Genomic DNA, 17,586 nt, shown 5'->3' on the forward strand with positions numbered 1-17,586 from the left:
CAGCATGGAAGAGACGCAATATTCGCTGTTTGGAGTTCGCTATATTAAGCTTGGTCATACCGAAGAGGCTGCCGGCGGATTCATGGAAACACATACCATGTTATTGGTAAGTAAAGGTTCAGGTGATTTGTATTTGAATGGAGTTAGGCATCGATTGAAAGCGAAGACGATCTGTTATTGTCCGCCGGGGACGATTGCCGACATACGCTGGACTCCAAACTCGTCGGTTCCGCTCGAGCTTTACGAATTGCAATACGATGTATGGGAGTTCAAGGAGCGGACACCAAGCCGAATCGTATACGGCAAGCGAATCTCTGCACTGATGGGTACCGGCAAGCTTCCCGTCGCCGCTACACACGAGGCTCTTGTTCTTGTTCAAGAACTATGCCAATTCAAGCAATTTCACGGAGTCAGCAGCGGGAAACTCGCTGCAAATCTTCGCATAGATGCGGTATTTAAACAACTGTTGGGTACGCTGCTGCAGTCAACCGATGATGAGGAGCGGGAAGAGGATTGGCTGGAGCGCATGAGACTTGCGGTGGATTATATGGAGAAGCATTTCGCCGAGGCGATAACGCGAAACGACATGGCGAAGAGGGTAGGACTAACGCCGGAACACTTCTCTGTATCGTTCAAAAGAGCAACGGGATCCGGCTTTACGGAGTATCTGACGCGGCTTCGCCTGGAGAAAGCCAGGGAGGAATTGCTTAGCGGCGACGATCGTAATCTCGATCGAATCGCGCGGGAAATCGGCTACCAGGACGGTTTATATTTAAGCCGAAAATTCAAGCAGTATTTCGGTTACTCTCCTCGCGATTATATCCAGCGTCCGAAGCGTATTGTGGCCCTGCAATATGTGGGTCATCTGCTGGCTCTTGGACTTACGCCCGCAGGAACTTCGACCAATCTGCTGCGTGCACGCCCCTATGTCGGAAAGCTGGGGAATGCAGCGGACGTAGGAGATGCTCGATCGTTACAGACGATATCCTCGTTGCAGCCCGATCTGATCGTCACGTGCGGACCGAACAGCGAGCCCTTATCCCAGCTTGCTCCAACCATATCACTTCCTTGGGGACAGGAAGACCCGCTCGACGAACTGTTACGATTAGGCAGAGCACTCAATCGTGAATGCGAAGCGATGAACTGGATGGATGGGTTTCGAGCGAAGGAGGAGCAAGCTGCTGCTCAGGTAGCTAAACTAATCGATTCACATGCTACGGCTGCCGTGTACGAGTTTTGGGCGGATCGGCTGTGGGCGGTTAATATGGCGTATGGCAGAGGCCTGCGCAATTTATACCAGTCGTTCTCGTTTCGGCCACCAGAGCCGCTTGCAGAACACGTATTAGGTGAGGGAGTCGGCTTGGAGTTAACGCCGGACATGCTGGCAGCGTATGCCGCAGATTATATGTTTGTAACCATCTGGGAAGGTGGTGGAGGTGCAGGCAATGCAGAACGTGTCATGAACAGCAAAGAATGGAGAAGCTTGCCTGCCGTTCAAAACGGGAATGTGTTCTTTCTCGATCTGGAGTTATTTAAATATAATGATCCGCTTGCTTTGGAGCAGCAATTGTCCATACTCACCGAGCTTCTAACAAATGTCCATAGAACCGCTTACGGAACGCAATAGACTCGTGCAACCCTTGCCGTTATTATGATAACAATGATAATCATTATCAACACGATGGAGGGTTCAAAGATGTGGTTGCTTAAAGGATTGATGCTGTCTCTGATCGGAAGTATGGTCATTGTGCTGGGCGCCTGTGGAGACACACAGCAGCAAGGTGATATTGTTAAGGCCAATGGCGACCCGCAAACAGGGGCAACACGTAAATATGAAACGGTCATGGGCGAGATCGAGATTCCGAAGGATCCGAAGCGAATTGTCGCGACGCAATATCTTGGCCATCTGCTAACCTTGGGCGTTAAGCCAGTCGGCGCCGGTACGGCCAGCCTGAATCAATATTTTTTGCAGGATCTGACCGATGGCATCGAGGATATCGGTGACGATCAGGCGGCGCTTGAGAAAATCGTATCCCTTGATCCCGATCTCATTATTAGACCTTCCGATAAGAACTATGAGCAATTCGCCAAAATCGCACCGACGATTGTTATTCCCTGGGGAGCAAAAGATCTGTATGCCGAGCTGCGTGAATTCGGAGAATTCCTCGGGAAATCGAAGGAAGCGGAGGAAGCGATTCGGCACTATGAGGAGAAGCTTGCAGAGGCCAAGGCGAAGCTGGACGGAGTCGTGAAGGAAGGAGAAACGGTTGGCGTCTATGAGATTTGGGCGAAAAACTTCTGGGTCGTAGGTGAGAGCTTTGGGCGCGGTACCCGCAATCTGTATTCGGGTCTCGGCTATCAGCCGCCAGAAGCCGTGAAAGAGCAGATCGTAAACGGAGGAGCCGGTCTGGACATTTCCCTGGAATCGCTGCCGGAGATGGCCGCGGATTATATGTTCGTGACGGTCTACGATGCGGACGGAGGCGGGGATCGTGCCAAGGAGATTATGGAGAGTGCCATCTGGAAGTCCCTGCCGGCTTACAAAAACAATCGCATCTACACATTGGATATCAATCAGTTCTCGGCAGGCGATCTCATCTCGCTGGAGAAGCAATTGGAGATCCAGACGAAGCTGCTGCTTGGCAACGGGAAGTAGCTGCATAGTTACAAGGCGTCCATTTGATATTCATACTTATTCATTTGCGAAAGGTTCTCGGAAATGCCGGCCGGATGCAGTCGATAAAGTCTCGGAGGATAAGGAATAGATAAGCTTGAGAAGTCGCGATTCTTGCGGCTTTTTTTAGCGGTAAAAAAGGACTTATCTCTAGCATTATCCTAAGTTTATACTTGGTTTCTTGGAGTTTGGGAATTGTGGAGGATCTTCTCACTTTGTTAACAACTTTAAATCGTTTATAATGATTAGATAATAGTAGGTATTTTAATCTATCAATATTTATAATAGACTATAATATGGTGATAATTGACACAGAAAAGGTGTGTTTTCAGAGGACGCCTTGCTTTTTAATGACATTTTTAGCGGGGATGTCTATTCTTTTTTCAAATATATGGGATAAGGAAGGTTTATAATGAGCAACATGGAGAAAAAAACAGACGTAATCTTAATCGGTGCCGGCGTCATGAGCGCAACATTGGGAGCCTTACTGAAAGAATTAGTACCTGAGTGGGAGATCAAAGTGTTTGAGAAACTCGCAAGCGCTGGGGAAGAAAGCTCCAATGAATGGAATAATGCGGGGACCGGCCATTCCGCATTGTGCGAGCTTAACTATACGTCCGAAAAACCTGACGGATCTATAGACATCAGCAAAGCAATCAATATTAACGAACAGTTTCAGGTTTCAAGACAGTTCTGGTCTTATCTGGTAAGCAGCAATCTGATTCGCAATCCGCAGGACTTTATCATGCCTATTCCGCATATGAGTTTAGTGCAAGGCGAAAAAGACGTGGCTTTTTTGAAAAAACGTTTTGAAGCGCTGTCAAACAACCCGCTCTTTCAAGGAATGGAATATTCCGAGGATCCGGATCAGCTGAAGGAATGGATTCCGCTTATTATGGAAGGGCGTACATCGAATGAGCCGTTAGCGGCAACCAAAATCGACTCCGGGACGGACATTAACTTTGGCGCTTTAACGCGCATGCTGTTTGACCACTTGAAGAGCAAAGACGTCGAAATAAACTACAAGCATAGCGTCAAGGATATTAAACGTACACAAGATGGTTCGTGGAAAGTGAAAGTCCATGATATCGAACACGGTAAAACCGAATATCATACGGCGAAGTTCATCTTTATCGGCGGCGGGGGCGGAAGTCTGCATTTATTGCAAAAAACCGGTATCCCCGAGTCCAAACATATTGGAGGATTCCCGGTAAGCGGATTATTCATGGTATGCAAGAACCCGGAAGTGGTAGCGCAGCATCATGCCAAAGTATACGGAAAAGCCAAGGTTGGCGCTCCGCCGATGTCGGTTCCCCACTTGGACACAAGATATATTGACAACCAAAAGGCATTGCTCTTCGGTCCGTTTGCCGGCTTCTCGCCGAAGTTCTTAAAAACCGGGTCGAATCTTGATTTGATCACATCCGTCAAACCGAACAATCTGTTCACCATGCTGGCGGCTGGCGTAAAAGAAATGGCATTGACCCGATACCTAATCCAGCAAGTGGTGCTATCGAATGAAAAGCGCATGGAAGAATTACGCGAGTTTATTCCGAACGCCAAAAGCGAGGATTGGGAAATCGTCGTGGCGGGCCAACGTGTGCAGGTGATTAAGGATACACCGAAGGGTAAAGGAACGCTTCAATTTGGTACCGAAGTGGTTAGTGCCGCGGATGGCTCGGTCGCTGCCTTGCTCGGTGCTTCCCCAGGCGCTTCGACAGCTGTTCACGTCATGCTCGAGGTATTAGAGAAGTGCTTCCCGCAGCATATGGAAGAATGGGAGCCGAAAATTAAGGAAATGATTCCTTCATACGGCATGTCTCTTACGAAAAACCCGGCCTTATTTGAGGAAATTCAAGAATCCACTGCGCAAGCGCTAGGTCTAAGCTTAAAAGTACTGGTGCATAGCTAATAGTAGACAGGTAGAAAGCGGCAATTAAAAGAAACATCGCGCTTTTTCTGGATAACGCATTAATAAGGAACATTCCATATACGTATCGGCCTTATGGCCAAAGATCCAAGCGGTTCATCCATTGAACCGCTTTTTTACGTTATTTAACAGCCGAGTATCACAGATATCAATATTTCGGATATTATTGAAAGTTTGCAGGATATTATGAATGGGCCAAGCCTCTTATAATGAAATCAAGAAATGATAACACTTACATAACGATCATAGGAGGCTTACCCATGAAAATTACCCGGCATCCGGAGAATCCGATCGTAGTGCCTGGACTTTACGAGTGGAGAAAGGTGACGGTATTCAATCCGGCCGTCATTATCGATAACGGAAAATTCTATATGATAGAACGGACGGCAGGCTCGCTGACTCCCTGCAAAAACTACCTGGGTCTTCTGGAGAGTGCGGACGGGGTGCATTTCACTCATGTGCTGGACGAGCCTGTCGTAACGCCGGACCAGCTGGGATTCCCCTACGGCAGCATCCAGGACCCGCGGATCGTCAAGATCGACGATACCTTTTATTTGAACTATGCCTTACGGCCATGTGCCATGAATTATTACCCGACGGGAGCCGGCATCCCCGAACGCTCGATTCCCGAGTATCCGGACGGTTGGGGCGAAGAGGAAGGCCACTGGCTGACGCGTTCCGGGATATTGACTTCCAAGGATCTCATTCACTGGGAGTACCTGTGCGATACAACGCCGCTGGATATCAATGATCGCGACAACATTCTGTTTCCGGAGAAAATCAACGGCAAGTATGTGCTGCTTCGCAGACCGGAAGAATACGTAGGGGAGGAATACGGAACCGAAAAAGCAGCCATGTGGATCAGCTACTCCGAAGACTTGGTGCATTGGGACGAGCCCAAGCTGCTGGCAAAGGCCGAGAACAACGATTGGGAGTTTAAAAAAATCGGCGGCTCTACGCCTCCGGTGCGGACAGATAAAGGATGGCTGGTGCTCTATCACGGCGTGGACCAAGATACGGTGTATCGTGTAGGGGCCTTGCTGCTGGATTTGGAAAATCCGGAAAAAATCATCGCGAGAACCCGCCGCTTCATTATGGAGCCGGAGACGTATTATGAGAAGTTCGGCTATCAGATTCCGAATGTCGTATTCCCGACAGGCAATGTGGTCAAGGACGGGCTCCTCTATATCTATTATGGCGTGACGGATACGGCGATTGCGCTCGCTACGGTTCCTCTGGATGACTTGGTTGATTATATTTTGAACGAACCGCAATAACGAGAGGAGTGAGGGCGTGGCAGAGTAGTTGGTTTCTCTGTCGCGCTTCCTCTAGAACCAATTTGTAAGCGATACCATTCATTTGAAAATTTGTGAAGTTTATGTTACTAAAATTAACGTTAGAAATGAAAATATGCTTTTTATAAGTTATCGCTATTTAAAATGACTTAAAAAAATTAGATGAAATCGTTTTTTTAATGGATATTGGGATCGAGAACCCGATTGTATAATTAATATATCTTATATTGTTAAATATAAGAACATGATATGTAATATATAAAGAGAGGGGTATATCAAATGAAAACATCTAAGAAGCTTAGAACGTTGCTGCTCACCGGAACAGCCGCGCTGCTGCTTATGTCAACCGTAGCCTGCGGATCTGGAGAGAAAGACGCTGCCGAGCCGGAAAAGGTTACCTTGAACATCATGCATCCATGGACCTCGCCGAACGTGGATAACGAGGTGTACAAGGAACGGATCGCGGAGTTTGAAAAACAGCATCCCGACATTATCATCAAGCAGGACGGGGTAGCGGCAACCGAGTACAAAACGAAGCTGCGCACGCTGGCTGCCGCCAACAACCTGTCGGATATTAATGTCGTATGGCCCGGCGCCGATCTGGCTCCTTTGGTAGCCGGGGATCTGCTGATGCCGCTGGATGGCCTGATGGACAACTGGAAGGATATTTTGCCGGAGGACGCATTGGCCGGGTTCAACCAGAACGACAGTCAATTTGCCGTGCCGACCAAACAAACCTTCGTGGATATTATTTACTACAACAAGGAAATGTTCGCTGGAGTCGGTTATGACCAATTTCCGGCTACCTACGACGAGTTCATTGATGCGGTGAAAAAGCTGAAGGAAGCCGGCATTACGCCGATCTCTCTGGGCAACAAAGAGAAATGGCCGCTTCAATCGTCCTTCTTGTCGATTATCGGTGACCGTTATGTAGGCAGTGACTTCTTACAGAAAATTCTGAACAAGGAAGCCAAATTTACCGATCCCGAATATGTGAAAGCGATTGCCGTCATTGACGAACTCGCCAAGCTGGGAGCATTCAATACCGATGCAAACAACATGGATTCCGTGCAAGGCCAGGACTACTTCATACAAGGCAAAGCAGCCATGCATATCTCTTCTTCCACCGTTGACGGAAGAATCCGCATCAACAACGAGGAAGGGGACAAATTCGGCATTGCGCTCTTCCCGAGCGTACCTGACGGCTCCGGCGATCCGGTGAAAAGCGCGGGCGTCGTTCAGTACGGCATTTCCATTAAAAAAGGATTGAGCGATGAAAAGAAAGCGGCTGCCGAGGAATTCATTAAATTTTTTGTTAATGAGGACCTGTACAAAGATCTGATCAGTAAAGGCGTTGTCGTACCGGCCAACGTTGAAATTCCTGAAGATGCGAGCCCGTATCTCAAGGAAATGCTGGAGTTGACCAACAAGGGAACGGCGCCGGTATTCGACAGCGTGATTCCGACCCAAGTTACCGATGTCATGCAGAACGGATTGCAGGCTCTGACGATTGGCAGAGGAACGCCGGAAGAGCTCGCTCAAGAGGTTCAGGAAGCGTTCGACAACATGAAGTAAGGGCGCACTTCCTAAGTCAAGATCATGATGGTACAAAGAAAAACCCGGCAGCGGGTTTTTCTTATTAAAGGCAGAAAGAAAGGAGTTACGCCAATGCATACGCTTAAGCATACGAAATGGGCTATTTTCTTGGGCTTGGCGCCAGCACTCATTATATATATATGTATTGCCATTTTTCCTATCGGCTTATCGGTTTATTATTCCTTAATGAACTGGGATGGGATCACGCCTATGCGTTTTATCGGGCTGGACAATTTTGTTGATATTTTTAAGGACGATATTTTTTGGCTGTCCGTTAAAAACAACGTCATCATTATGTTTACAGGGATCGCGGGACAGATCCCGCTTGGCCTCCTGCTGGCCTTGCTGCTGAATCGAGGGCTGAAGGGCTCCAGTTTCTTCCGGACGATCGGATTCCTGCCCGTGGTCATCTCATCGGTCATGGTGTCCCTGATCTGGGGCATGGTGTACAACACGGAATACGGGATGCTGAACAATCTGCTTGGTGTTTTGGGACTCGAGAGCTGGCAGCAGAATTGGCTGGGCGATCCGTTTTGGTCCATGATCTCGATCAGCATCGCTTATATATGGCAAAACTGCGGACTGTACATGATTATTTTATTGGCAGCTTTGCAGAACATCCCCGATGAAGTCAATGAGGCGGCAGCCCTTGACGGGGCGACCGGATTAAACCGGATTATGCGCATTACCATTCCGATGATCCGCGGGACATTGCTCGTTTCCGTTGTCTACAGCATCAGCAATTCGTTCCGTGTGTTTGATCTGATCCAGATCATGACCGGCGGAGGACCGGCCCATGCAACAGAGGTTATGACCGTCTATATGTATAACAACTCATTTATGAATATGAGATTCGGCTACGGCAGCGCGGTATCCGTATTGATTCTTCTGTTTAGCCTTATCGTTATTACAATCGTGAATCGAATTGCTAGAGAAAAAGAATAGAAGGGAGAGGGAGGAGATGTACAGACAAACGAAATGGTTCCATTTATCGGCATACACATTTTTGGGGATATTCGCTATTATTAATATAATCCCTTTCTTTTGGATGATCGTAGATTCTTTCAAAACCGAACAGGAATATGCGGCGAACCCGTTCTCCATACCAACCGAACTGCAATTCTCCAATTACGCAAAAGCGTGGGAAGTTGCGAATATGGATACCTACTTTCTCAACAGTATCATCGTAACCGTGGTATCGTTGGTCGTGACGGTCCTTCTCGGATCGCTTGCGGCGTACTTCTTGGCAAGGTTCAATTTTAAACTGCGCGGAGCGACTTACGCGATATTTTTGCTGGGCATGGTCGTTCCGATCCACGCGACCTTGATTCCGATCTTTCTGATCATGCGGAACCTGCATTTGCTGGATACGCATTTATCGTTGATTCTACCTTACACGGCCTTCCATTTGTCGTTGACAATCTTTATTCTGGAAGGCTTCATGAGAGGATTTCCGAAGGATCTCGAAGAATCAGGCGTCATGGACGGCGCGGGCGTCTTCAAAATTTTCTGGTCGATCATTTTACCGATCACGCGTCCGGCCATTTCAACTGTCGTGATTCTAAACTTTATTTATAATTGGAACGAGTATTTGTTTGCGCTCGTCTTGATCAGTTCATCGTCGCTGAAAACATTGCCGCTCGGACTCGCCAACTTTGTCGGCATCGAGACGGCCAGCCTGACGCTGCAAATGGCGGCATTAACGATCGCGCTTATACCGATCATCATTTTCTACCTGCTGCTGCAAAAACAACTGGTTAACGGCATGACGGCAGGAGCAGTTAAAGGTTAAACAGGTTTCAATTCTACATCATGAGGACATCGAAAGAGGGAATGGACATGCGCAGCAGTTTTGGCTGGATCGGGAATTATGGTCTGAAACAGAAAGCACTGGTCATTTTCCTCTTTTTTGTCATTTTGCCTACGCTTGGGGTCGGCGTCCTTGCTCAAGACAAACTGAACGAAGTGCTGCGGGGCCAATTTATCCAATCAAGCCAGCGCAGTCTGGAGATTGTAACGAATCAACTGGAAGAGCAAACGACCATGATTGAGGATATTGCCGATTATTTGATACTGAGCAATGACATGCGTCAATATTTGCGGCTGGATCCACCGCCGGAGAGTGAGAGAGCGGAGCGGTTGAAGCAAAATCTCGAAGGTTTCCTGACGTTTCAGTTAATGTCCAAAAATTATATCAAATCGATTTCCATCACCGGCTTTAACGGCAATTCCATCGAGATGGGCGAGCCGATTCACGGCAACGAAGAATCATGGAACCAGCTCGCGGACGAGCACAAAGGCGGGATCGTGTGGAGCAGTGCCTATCCTTCAACCAGCGGTTGGTATGGAGAAGTAAGCCTCGTGTCCTTGTTCCGTGTACTGAACTCCTACGACGAGATCACGCTGCCGCTTGCCCGGCTCGTGATCCGTATGGATGAAGCCAGTATATTCAAACAGCTTCAACGGGGGTTAACGCGGGACGAAGGGATGGTATTCATTGTGGATTCCGATGGACGGCCTGTTCTGCCCTCCAAAGACAGGTTTCCCTTGAATGTCGGCGATGAGGCAGCGTTTAAGGATATCGTAACCGCAGGGACGATGGGTGCTTCTACTTACCGTCACGAAGGTGATGAATATTTGACCTTTCATCAACGGATGGAAAACACCGACTGGAATATCGTTTCCATGGTGCCTAAGGCTGCGCTGGATCAGGATCTACGCGGCGTAACCATATTGATGCAGGTCATTCTCGGCGGGATTCTCCTGTTAGGTTTATCGGCCTTGATCGGCTTCCACTATACGATTATCAGACCGATCCTGCGCTTGAAGATTGAGACCAACCGGGTAAAACTAGGGGATTTCTCCGCCAGGGTCCCTATTCGTTCCAAGGACGAGATTTCCGAATTGAACCGCAGGTTTAACGATATGGTATCCACGATTCAAGAATTGATCGAGCATAAATACAAGCTGGAACTGCGGGAGCGCGAATCGGAGCTGCGTCTGCTTCAGGAGCAGATGGATCCGCATTTTCTCTATAACACGCTCGATATGATCCGCTGGACCGCCAGGCTTGAGAAGGCGAGCGAATCCAGTCAGCTCATCGAAATCCTGTCTCGATTCTTGCGTTCCAGCCTGAACAATGGCCAGTACGAGACCAGCCTGGCAAAGGAAATGGAATTTGTGCGCTCCTATCTGTATTTGCAGCAGAGGCGGCTGGGTACAAAACTGAAATACGCACTTTACATGGAATATGATCTGGCAAATACGCTAACTCTGAAGGCTACCATTCAGCCATTGGTTGAGAATTTCCTTAAGCATGGCATCGATCGGGGGGAGCCGGTAGCGAAAATATCGGTCAAAGCATACAAGCGTGAGGATGAAATGTGGATCGACGTACAGGATAACGGGCGCGGAATGGACGATGTGACCTTAGAGGAGGTCCGGGAGACTCTCCGTAACGGGGCACAGACCGGTCACAATCGAGGAGCGCTCTGCAACATCCATGAACGTCTGTACCTATTTTTCGGAGAACGCTACGGTCTGGAAGTAATCGAGGCTTCAACGCAAGGTACCTTGATTCGCCTCAAGCTCCCACATTCTGAAACCTACGGTGGTGAATCGCATGATGCAACACGATAAGACAGTAAAAATGCTGATCGTTGATGATGAACCCGTGATCTGTCAAGGCCTGCGCTATACGATTGATTGGGCGGATCATGGCGTTGAAGTCGTTGCGGAAGCCTATGACGGCAGTGAAGCGCTGCAGGTGGTCCAAGAACAAGAGATTGATTTGGTTCTGACCGACATCCGGATGGAGGGAATGGACGGTCTTCAGCTTACTAAGGAGCTGAAGCGCTGCCACCCCCAGATTCGGGTCATCATGATCAGCGGTTATGAGGAATTCGAGTATGCACGCCAAGCCATCAAGCTTGATGTAACCGATTACTTATTGAAACCCGTTGATATTGAAGAATTGGTGGCGGTCGTGGCTGGAATCGTGGAAGACGTTCGCCGGAAGGATACCCGTCTTGATGGTTCAGTGAAGGATGCCGAGCTTTGGCTTGCCGAAATGGCCGCGCCGTACGAAACTTCAATAGCTAAGCCTGTGCCTCCATATCTACTAACCAGTGCCGAGTATAAACTCATAGCCACGCAGCTGGAGAAGTTCTCGAACCTCGCGGCTTCCGTGACCGAACAAGATTTTGCGATACTTCAGCAATTGTGGCTGCATACGATACGTGATAATCTGGAATCATGCGGAGTCCGTCACGTATCCGTATTCGTGCATAAAAATTTGCTGATGACCCTGCTGATGACGGATCAACCGCTATTGAAAGGGCAGTGGGATGAAATCCTGCAAAATATGCTGGATTCTTGGCCGAAAGAGCATCGCATGTATTGCGCGGTATCGGATGCCTACACGTCCTTGGGCCAAACCGCCGCCATGTGTTCGGAAGTTCGAAGCCTGCTGCCTTATCATGCTTTGGATAACTGCCCTTTACTGGATTGCGCATATAAGACCAAAGTGGATAACGGCCGGGTGCTGCGCGATTTTGACAGTGCGGACATGGTCTCGAAGCTGTCCGTGGCGTTATTCAAGCAGGATGCTGATATGCTGGAAGAGCTGGTGCGCGGCATGTTCCAATTTTTCCGCGATCAGCGCTATCTATTGACGGATATGGTGAAGGTCTGTGACGAATTATCGATTATGCTGCGGCAGCGCCTTCGACAAAGCGGGCTGACCCAGCTTGAGCATGGCCTGGAAAGGGCGTTCGATCTGGACGTATACAATCATCCCGAGGCGATCCGGCAGGCGATATCCACGGAAGTGTTTGACCTACTGCAGCTCATCGACAAGGTTGGCATCGACCGATCGTTCTGGATCATTGAGAAGGCCAAGAAGTATATGGCGGAACATTATCTTAGTGACCTGAAAGCATCGGAAGTGGCCGCGTATTTGAAAATTACGCCGAGCTATTTCAGCAATATTTTCAAACAAAGCACGGGAAAAAGCTTCAGCGAATACATGAACGAACTGCGCATTAACGAGGCGAGAAATCTGCTGTTGACAACGCAGGACAAGGTGTTTGAGATTGCAGATCGCGTCGGGTATAAAGAATACAAGTATTTTGTATCCGTCTTCAAACTGTACACGGGAATGACACCCAAGAAATACCGGGTCTTGAATATCAAAGAATAAGCATACTGACCAGATTGGAAGGAGAAGGGGAAAATGGATAAGTATCGGAATGCGGCACTTCCCGTTGACGAGCGCGTAGAGGATTTGCTGTCGAGAATGACGCTGCGCGAGAAGGTCGGGCAGCTGAACCAGCACTTGTACGGCTGGATGGCATATCGGCAATGCGAAGGGACTGAAACGGAGTTTGAACTAACCGAATTATTCAAAGAGCATGTCGAGTGGGGAGCAGGCATGGGGGCGTTGTACGGACTGTTCCGGGCGGACCCTTGGTCCGGAGTGACCTATGAGAACGGGATTCCTACGCAAGACAATGCCAAGGTAGCGAATGCCATACAGCGCTATGTGATCGAACACAGCCGGCTTGGCATTCCTGTTCTTCTCTCGGAGGAATGTCCCCATGGTCATCAGGCGCTTGACGGAACGCTTCTGCCCGTTAATACGGCTATCGGATCGACGTGGAATCCCGAATTAATTGAACGCGCCTATTCCCATGTGGCCTCCGAAATCCGCAGCCGCGGGGCTCACATCGGCTTGGTATCGGTACTGGACATCCTGCAGGATCCGCGGTGGGGACGCTCCGAGGAGTGTTACGGGGAAGACCCGTACCTGGCTGCGCGGATGACGGAAGCGGTTGTGCACGGCATGCAGGGAAGAGAGCAAGAAGAGTGGAAGCGCCCGGACAAGGCGGCAGCCGTGCTCAAGCATCTGTGCGCTCAGGGAGCAGGGCAGGGCGGTCGCAATGCAGGACCGGTTCCCGTTGGCGAGCGGGAGCTTCGCGAAATTCATCTGCCGGCTGCGCAAGCCGGAATCAAGGCAGGAGCGGCTGGGGTCATGGCTGCCTATAATGAGCTCGATGGCATTCCATGTCATGCCAATGATAAGCTGTTAACCGGCATTCTGAGAGATGAATGGGGGTTCGATGGGATTGTCATGGCGGATGGAACGGCCATCGACCGTTTGGTAGCCATAACGGGAGATTATGAGTCGGCCGCAGGACTTGCCCTGTCATCCGGGGTTGATCTTAGCCTGTGGGACAAGTCGTTCACCACGCTTGAACAAGCGGTGAAACAAGGGAAGGCCGATATGGAGTACATCGATCGCGCGGTGGCTCGAGTGCTTCGGCTTAAATTCAGACTGGGACTGTTCGAGCACCCATACATAGACGAAGGCTTGGCAGCTGCAACCGTCAATAATGCTGCCGCTAAAGACTTGAATGCATCCGTCGCAAGAGAAGCGGTTGTGCTGCTCAAGAACGACTCAAACATACTGCCGCTTAATAGCGGCCGGATCAAACGACTGGCGGTCATCGGCCCTAACGCGGACAGGCTTTACAACCAGCTTGGAGACTACACCAGCGTTCAGCGCGAGGGCAGCGGAGTCACGGCGCTTCAAGGCATTCGGATGGCTGCACCCGCAGGCACGGACATCGTCTTTGCTCCCGGATGCAGCGTGCGAGGTATGTCCACGCATGGCCTACCCGAGGCGGTTGAAGCAGCCCGTTCCGCGGATGCGGTCGTGCTCGTACTTGGCGGCAGCAGTGCCCGTCAATTCGGAGATACGTTTGATAGTAATGGTGCAGCCATTGTAGCAGAAGGGGATCCGACGGAAATGGATTGCGGTGAAGGCGTCGATCTAGCCGATCTCCGATTAGGCGGCATACAGGAGCAATTGGTCCGGGAAATTCACGCGCTCGGCAAACCAGTTATTACGGTGCTCATTCAGGGACGTCCGCTGGCCATCGGCGAGGTAGCTGAGCTCAGCGATGCACTGCTGTGTGCCTGGTATCCAGGAAGCGAAGGAGGCCGCGCCATTGGCGAGATCCTGTTTGGACAGGTGAATCCCAGCGGCAAGCTTTCCGTATCCATACCACGCTCCGTGGGTCAATTGCCGGTTTATTATAATCAGAAGAACGCTGGACAGCCTCGTCCCTATGTCGATATGCCGTCCAAGCCGTTATATCCGTTCGGATTCGGTCTTGGTTACAGCATGTTTGAATACGGAACTCCAACGATTTCGCAGAAGGAGATGACGCTGGAAGAGCTTCGATCCGGAGGCCGTGTCGAGGTCGGCGTGGAAGTGAGAAACAGCGGGGACATGAAAGGACTTGAAACCGTACAGCTCTATATTCAAGGCGATCAATCAGGGATTACCCGTCGTTTGCGGGAATTAAAGGGATTTAAGAAGGTAGCGCTGGAGCCCGGCGATGTAAGCACCGTCACCTTCGAGCTTGGCTTCGAGGAATTGGCTATATGGAATCGAAACATGGAATTCGAAGCAGTCCCTTGTCGAGTCAATATCGTAGTGGGTGCCCATTCGGATTGGGAAAGCGGCGTTGTTCAGTTAAGGTTAAAGTCCTAAAACGAAGCTGAAACAAAAAATGGTTCTTAAACATTAGCACGTGCATCGATACTTGGAGGCAGCATGTAACGCTGTCTCTTTTTGTCGTGAATGAGCACGTTCGTTGACTAGAAGAAGAAATTGGGATATGATTTTAGAAATCGCGGAAAACATTATCGTTTTATTATTTTCCGAACAGGGAGGTGTACCTATTGAAAGAGCGAATTGTTGCGGCGGCAAGCCATGAAATCAAGAGAAGAGGATTACGCTTTACGATGGGGGACCTTGCCAAGCGACTGGGTATGAGCACGAAGACGCTGTACGGATGGTTCCCGTCCAAGGATGTGCTGATTGCAACGATTCTTCGTGAGGCCATTATCGAACTTCAAGAAAAAGAAAAGGACATCATGACTAATCCTGATCTGACTACGCTCGATAAACTTAAGCGATGCCTTATCCTCATTCCGACTGATTTTCAGTTTATCGGATTAAACCTCATAACCGAGCTTCAGCGTTACTATCCTGATCAATGGAAGACGCTGGATGAATTTCTGAATAAACAGTGGGACAGCATCACTGAACTATTTGAAGAAGGAATCAATCAAGGTTTGTTACGCCCGTTTAATACCAAAATTTTTATTGATTTGTATGTTGGAGGCCTTTATCGCTTAATTGAGGACTCGTCTGAAAATAAAAGCAACATTACGCTTCAGGAGAGTCTGCGGGATATGGGAGAGATCCTGTTATCCGGTATTATTCAGAAGGAAGTTTGAACGATCATTATTCATTATGGAGAAGAGAGGGCAACACATGAGTAAATCATTAAAAGGTTTATTTTTATTTACGGATATCGGATTTATTTTGTATTGGGTCATCACCGCACTAGCGTTAATTCCCAAGGAATATTTATATCAGGATTATACCAATGAGCTGTTAGTAGCCTGGAATTGGTCGTTCTTCCCGCTCGATATATTCATTTCCATCACCGGAATGTACAGCATTTACCTACATAAACAGATGAATATAAAGTGGAGAAGCGTTGCCTTAATCTCGCTCATCCTGACATTTTGTTCCGGACTGCAGGCGATCGCTTTTTGGATCTTAAAGTCCGATTTTGACATCATGTGGTGGACGCCTAATCTGTACCTCATGTTATATCCATTGTTCTTCATCCCAAAACTGCTTGAGACCAAAGAGCCGTGTTAATTCACGGTTTTTTGATTTTCGTTTTACAAAGATCGGATGAACATTCGATAAAAGTTACTGCCGACCTCTTCTGAGCGCTGGCGAAAAAAAGGGCTAAAGGACCATGCGATTCGTCTAACTTTAAGTATTTTATACACGGGAAATTCCTGAGGTACATGGTAAACTCAATAGTGGATCCCCCATTTTTTGTAATGAAGCAGAAACTTGATTGGAATGAAACGATGTTTCTGTATAAAGAGAGGAGGAAGATATCCTATATCATGGCAAAAATGCCCGCATGAACCTTGTCTTTCGTGCGTTTTCGGGGGCAGTCCAATTTCTTTCCTACTATTAATGGAGGTGTATTGATGGTTGACGTTCAAGGGTTGAGGCATATGAATAGTCATTTAAAAATGCTAACGTCCGCAATACTTGCAGCTCTCGTGTTTTGTTTGTCCGGATTGCCCGCATTCGCGGCGACTCCTGAGAAAACAATCAACGCTTCAGCAACGCTCGCCTACAACTTAAAGGGACTTAATCATAATGTGGCCGTTCAGAAGGCTTATATCGCGGATAAATATCTCTATGTCACGCAGCGGTCGAAGGGAAATTGCTATCTTTCAAGATTGCTCATTAACGGGAAAGACGCTACTTATGTAGATGAAATGACCGTTACGAATACCGGCCACTGCCAAACGCTGGATATGTATACGTACAATGGCATCAATTACTTTTACTTTAGTTCCAAAGCAGATCCTTCAACGGATTATTACTGGTCGCTGCAGGTAGCTAGGCTGCAATATTCGGCTGGCAAGACCGTGGATTATACGGATTTGCATCGCTTCACCTACATGAATTACGCCAATAAAACGGGGGCAAGGCTTGGTGAGACCTACCGTGTGGATGGCGGCGGCAACAGTACGCATACGGTGTTCCGGGTTCAAACCAAAGAGGGAACCGTAACATGGTCGATTTATGACACGGTCGCACTCAATAAGCTTCTGGACAGTAATGAACAGGTGCGAATGGACAGCGCAGCTGCGGTTAACGCCGCCGTTGGCAGCTTTACGCAGTCGGGCAGTGCGATCGTAAGGCCGAACGGATCCTTCCAGGGGGCCGATATGCTGGGTCAGACGAAAATATATACGTCAGGCGGTGCCGAAGGCGATATCCCGCAGATTACCATGATGACCAACGCAGGGACATTCAAAACCCTCGTGAAAATAACGAATGTGGGGAACCATGAAATCGAGGGCGTACAGACAAAGAACGGCAATGTTTATTTTACGATCGTTACGGACCCGGTAAACAAAAGAGATACGCAAAAAGTGTATTACGTTCCGGATAGCATATTTAATTAACTTCCACC

At 48.8% G+C, this 17,586-nt stretch carries 13 protein-coding genes; all 13 read left to right on the forward strand.

Annotation, left to right across the window (positions count from 1 at the left end):
* Positions 1-4 precede the first annotated feature (4 nt).
* The 13 genes from MKX98_RS14740 to MKX98_RS14800 all read left to right on the forward strand — a co-directional run bounded on the left by MKX98_RS14740 (position 5) and on the right by MKX98_RS14800 (position 17,578).
* Complete coding sequence (locus MKX98_RS14740; RefSeq protein WP_339223769.1) at positions 5-1,627, forward strand: helix-turn-helix domain-containing protein; 1,623 nt, start codon at positions 5-7, stop codon at positions 1,625-1,627.
* 69 nt (positions 1,628-1,696) lie between these two features.
* Positions 1,697-2,656, forward strand: a complete 960-nt coding sequence (locus MKX98_RS14745; protein WP_194542429.1) for an ABC transporter substrate-binding protein — start codon at positions 1,697-1,699, stop codon at positions 2,654-2,656.
* Between the two features lie 430 nt (positions 2,657-3,086).
* Positions 3,087-4,586 (forward strand): malate:quinone oxidoreductase, encoded by a 1,500-nt coding sequence (locus MKX98_RS14750; RefSeq protein WP_339223772.1) that lies wholly within the window; start codon positions 3,087-3,089, stop codon positions 4,584-4,586.
* Positions 4,587-4,864: 278 nt separating this feature from the next.
* Positions 4,865-5,881, forward strand: coding sequence for a glycosidase (locus MKX98_RS14755; protein WP_194542431.1), 1,017 nt, complete (start codon positions 4,865-4,867; stop codon positions 5,879-5,881).
* A 297-nt stretch (positions 5,882-6,178) separates the two neighbouring features.
* Entirely contained in the window at positions 6,179-7,474 is a 1,296-nt protein-coding gene (locus tag MKX98_RS14760; protein WP_194542432.1) for an extracellular solute-binding protein, read from the forward strand.
* A 93-nt stretch (positions 7,475-7,567) separates the two neighbouring features.
* Complete coding sequence (locus MKX98_RS14765) at positions 7,568-8,440, forward strand: sugar ABC transporter permease (protein ID WP_194542433.1); 873 nt, start codon at positions 7,568-7,570, stop codon at positions 8,438-8,440.
* Between the two features lie 103 nt (positions 8,441-8,543).
* Entirely contained in the window at positions 8,544-9,287 is a 744-nt protein-coding gene (locus tag MKX98_RS14770; protein ID WP_233354854.1) for a carbohydrate ABC transporter permease, read from the forward strand.
* Between the two features lie 47 nt (positions 9,288-9,334).
* Positions 9,335-11,134, forward strand: coding sequence for a sensor histidine kinase (locus MKX98_RS14775; RefSeq protein WP_194544767.1), 1,800 nt, complete (start codon positions 9,335-9,337; stop codon positions 11,132-11,134).
* Positions 11,118-12,695 (forward strand): response regulator, encoded by a 1,578-nt coding sequence (locus tag MKX98_RS14780; protein WP_339223774.1) that lies wholly within the window; start codon positions 11,118-11,120, stop codon positions 12,693-12,695. Before MKX98_RS14775 ends, MKX98_RS14780 begins: the two co-directional genes overlap by 17 nt.
* A gap of 33 nt (positions 12,696-12,728) precedes the next feature.
* Entirely contained in the window at positions 12,729-15,053 is a 2,325-nt protein-coding gene (locus MKX98_RS14785; RefSeq protein WP_339223776.1) for a glycoside hydrolase family 3 N-terminal domain-containing protein, read from the forward strand.
* 191 nt (positions 15,054-15,244) lie between these two features.
* The gene (locus tag MKX98_RS14790) at positions 15,245-15,805 is read left to right on the forward strand and encodes a TetR/AcrR family transcriptional regulator (RefSeq protein ID WP_339223778.1); all 561 of its coding nucleotides are present in this window, start codon (positions 15,245-15,247) and stop codon (positions 15,803-15,805) included.
* A gap of 37 nt (positions 15,806-15,842) precedes the next feature.
* The gene (locus tag MKX98_RS14795) at positions 15,843-16,238 is read left to right on the forward strand and encodes a YvaD family protein (RefSeq protein WP_339223780.1); all 396 of its coding nucleotides are present in this window, start codon (positions 15,843-15,845) and stop codon (positions 16,236-16,238) included.
* A 374-nt stretch (positions 16,239-16,612) separates the two neighbouring features.
* On the forward strand, positions 16,613-17,578 hold the full coding sequence (locus MKX98_RS14800) for a helveticin J family class III bacteriocin (protein ID WP_339223781.1): 966 nt from the start codon (positions 16,613-16,615) through the stop codon (positions 17,576-17,578).
* The last annotated feature ends 8 nt before the right edge of the window (positions 17,579-17,586 follow it).

The organism is Paenibacillus sp. FSL W7-1332 (assembly GCF_037969785.1).
GTDB lineage: Bacteria > Bacillota > Bacilli > Paenibacillales > Paenibacillaceae > Paenibacillus_AQ.

What these genes read in the sequence shown, in the direction of transcription:
- MKX98_RS14740 (WP_339223769.1), top strand. Translation starts at nt 5, where the DNA reads ATGGAAGAGACGCAATATTCGCTGTTTGGAGTTCGCTATATTAAGCTT.
- MKX98_RS14745 (WP_194542429.1), top strand. Translation starts at nt 1,697, where the DNA reads ATGTGGTTGCTTAAAGGATTGATGCTGTCTCTGATCGGAAGTATGGTC.
- MKX98_RS14750 (WP_339223772.1), top strand. Translation starts at nt 3,087, where the DNA reads ATGAGCAACATGGAGAAAAAAACAGACGTAATCTTAATCGGTGCCGGC.
- MKX98_RS14755 (WP_194542431.1), top strand. Translation starts at nt 4,865, where the DNA reads ATGAAAATTACCCGGCATCCGGAGAATCCGATCGTAGTGCCTGGACTT.
- MKX98_RS14760 (WP_194542432.1), top strand. Translation starts at nt 6,179, where the DNA reads ATGAAAACATCTAAGAAGCTTAGAACGTTGCTGCTCACCGGAACAGCC.
- MKX98_RS14765 (WP_194542433.1), top strand. Translation starts at nt 7,568, where the DNA reads ATGCATACGCTTAAGCATACGAAATGGGCTATTTTCTTGGGCTTGGCG.
- MKX98_RS14770 (WP_233354854.1), top strand. Translation starts at nt 8,544, where the DNA reads ATGATCGTAGATTCTTTCAAAACCGAACAGGAATATGCGGCGAACCCG.
- MKX98_RS14775 (WP_194544767.1), top strand. Translation starts at nt 9,335, where the DNA reads ATGCGCAGCAGTTTTGGCTGGATCGGGAATTATGGTCTGAAACAGAAA.
- MKX98_RS14780 (WP_339223774.1), top strand. Translation starts at nt 11,118, where the DNA reads ATGATGCAACACGATAAGACAGTAAAAATGCTGATCGTTGATGATGAA.
- MKX98_RS14785 (WP_339223776.1), top strand. Translation starts at nt 12,729, where the DNA reads ATGGATAAGTATCGGAATGCGGCACTTCCCGTTGACGAGCGCGTAGAG.
- MKX98_RS14795 (WP_339223780.1), top strand. Translation starts at nt 15,843, where the DNA reads ATGAGTAAATCATTAAAAGGTTTATTTTTATTTACGGATATCGGATTT.
- MKX98_RS14800 (WP_339223781.1), top strand. Translation starts at nt 16,613, where the DNA reads ATGAATAGTCATTTAAAAATGCTAACGTCCGCAATACTTGCAGCTCTC.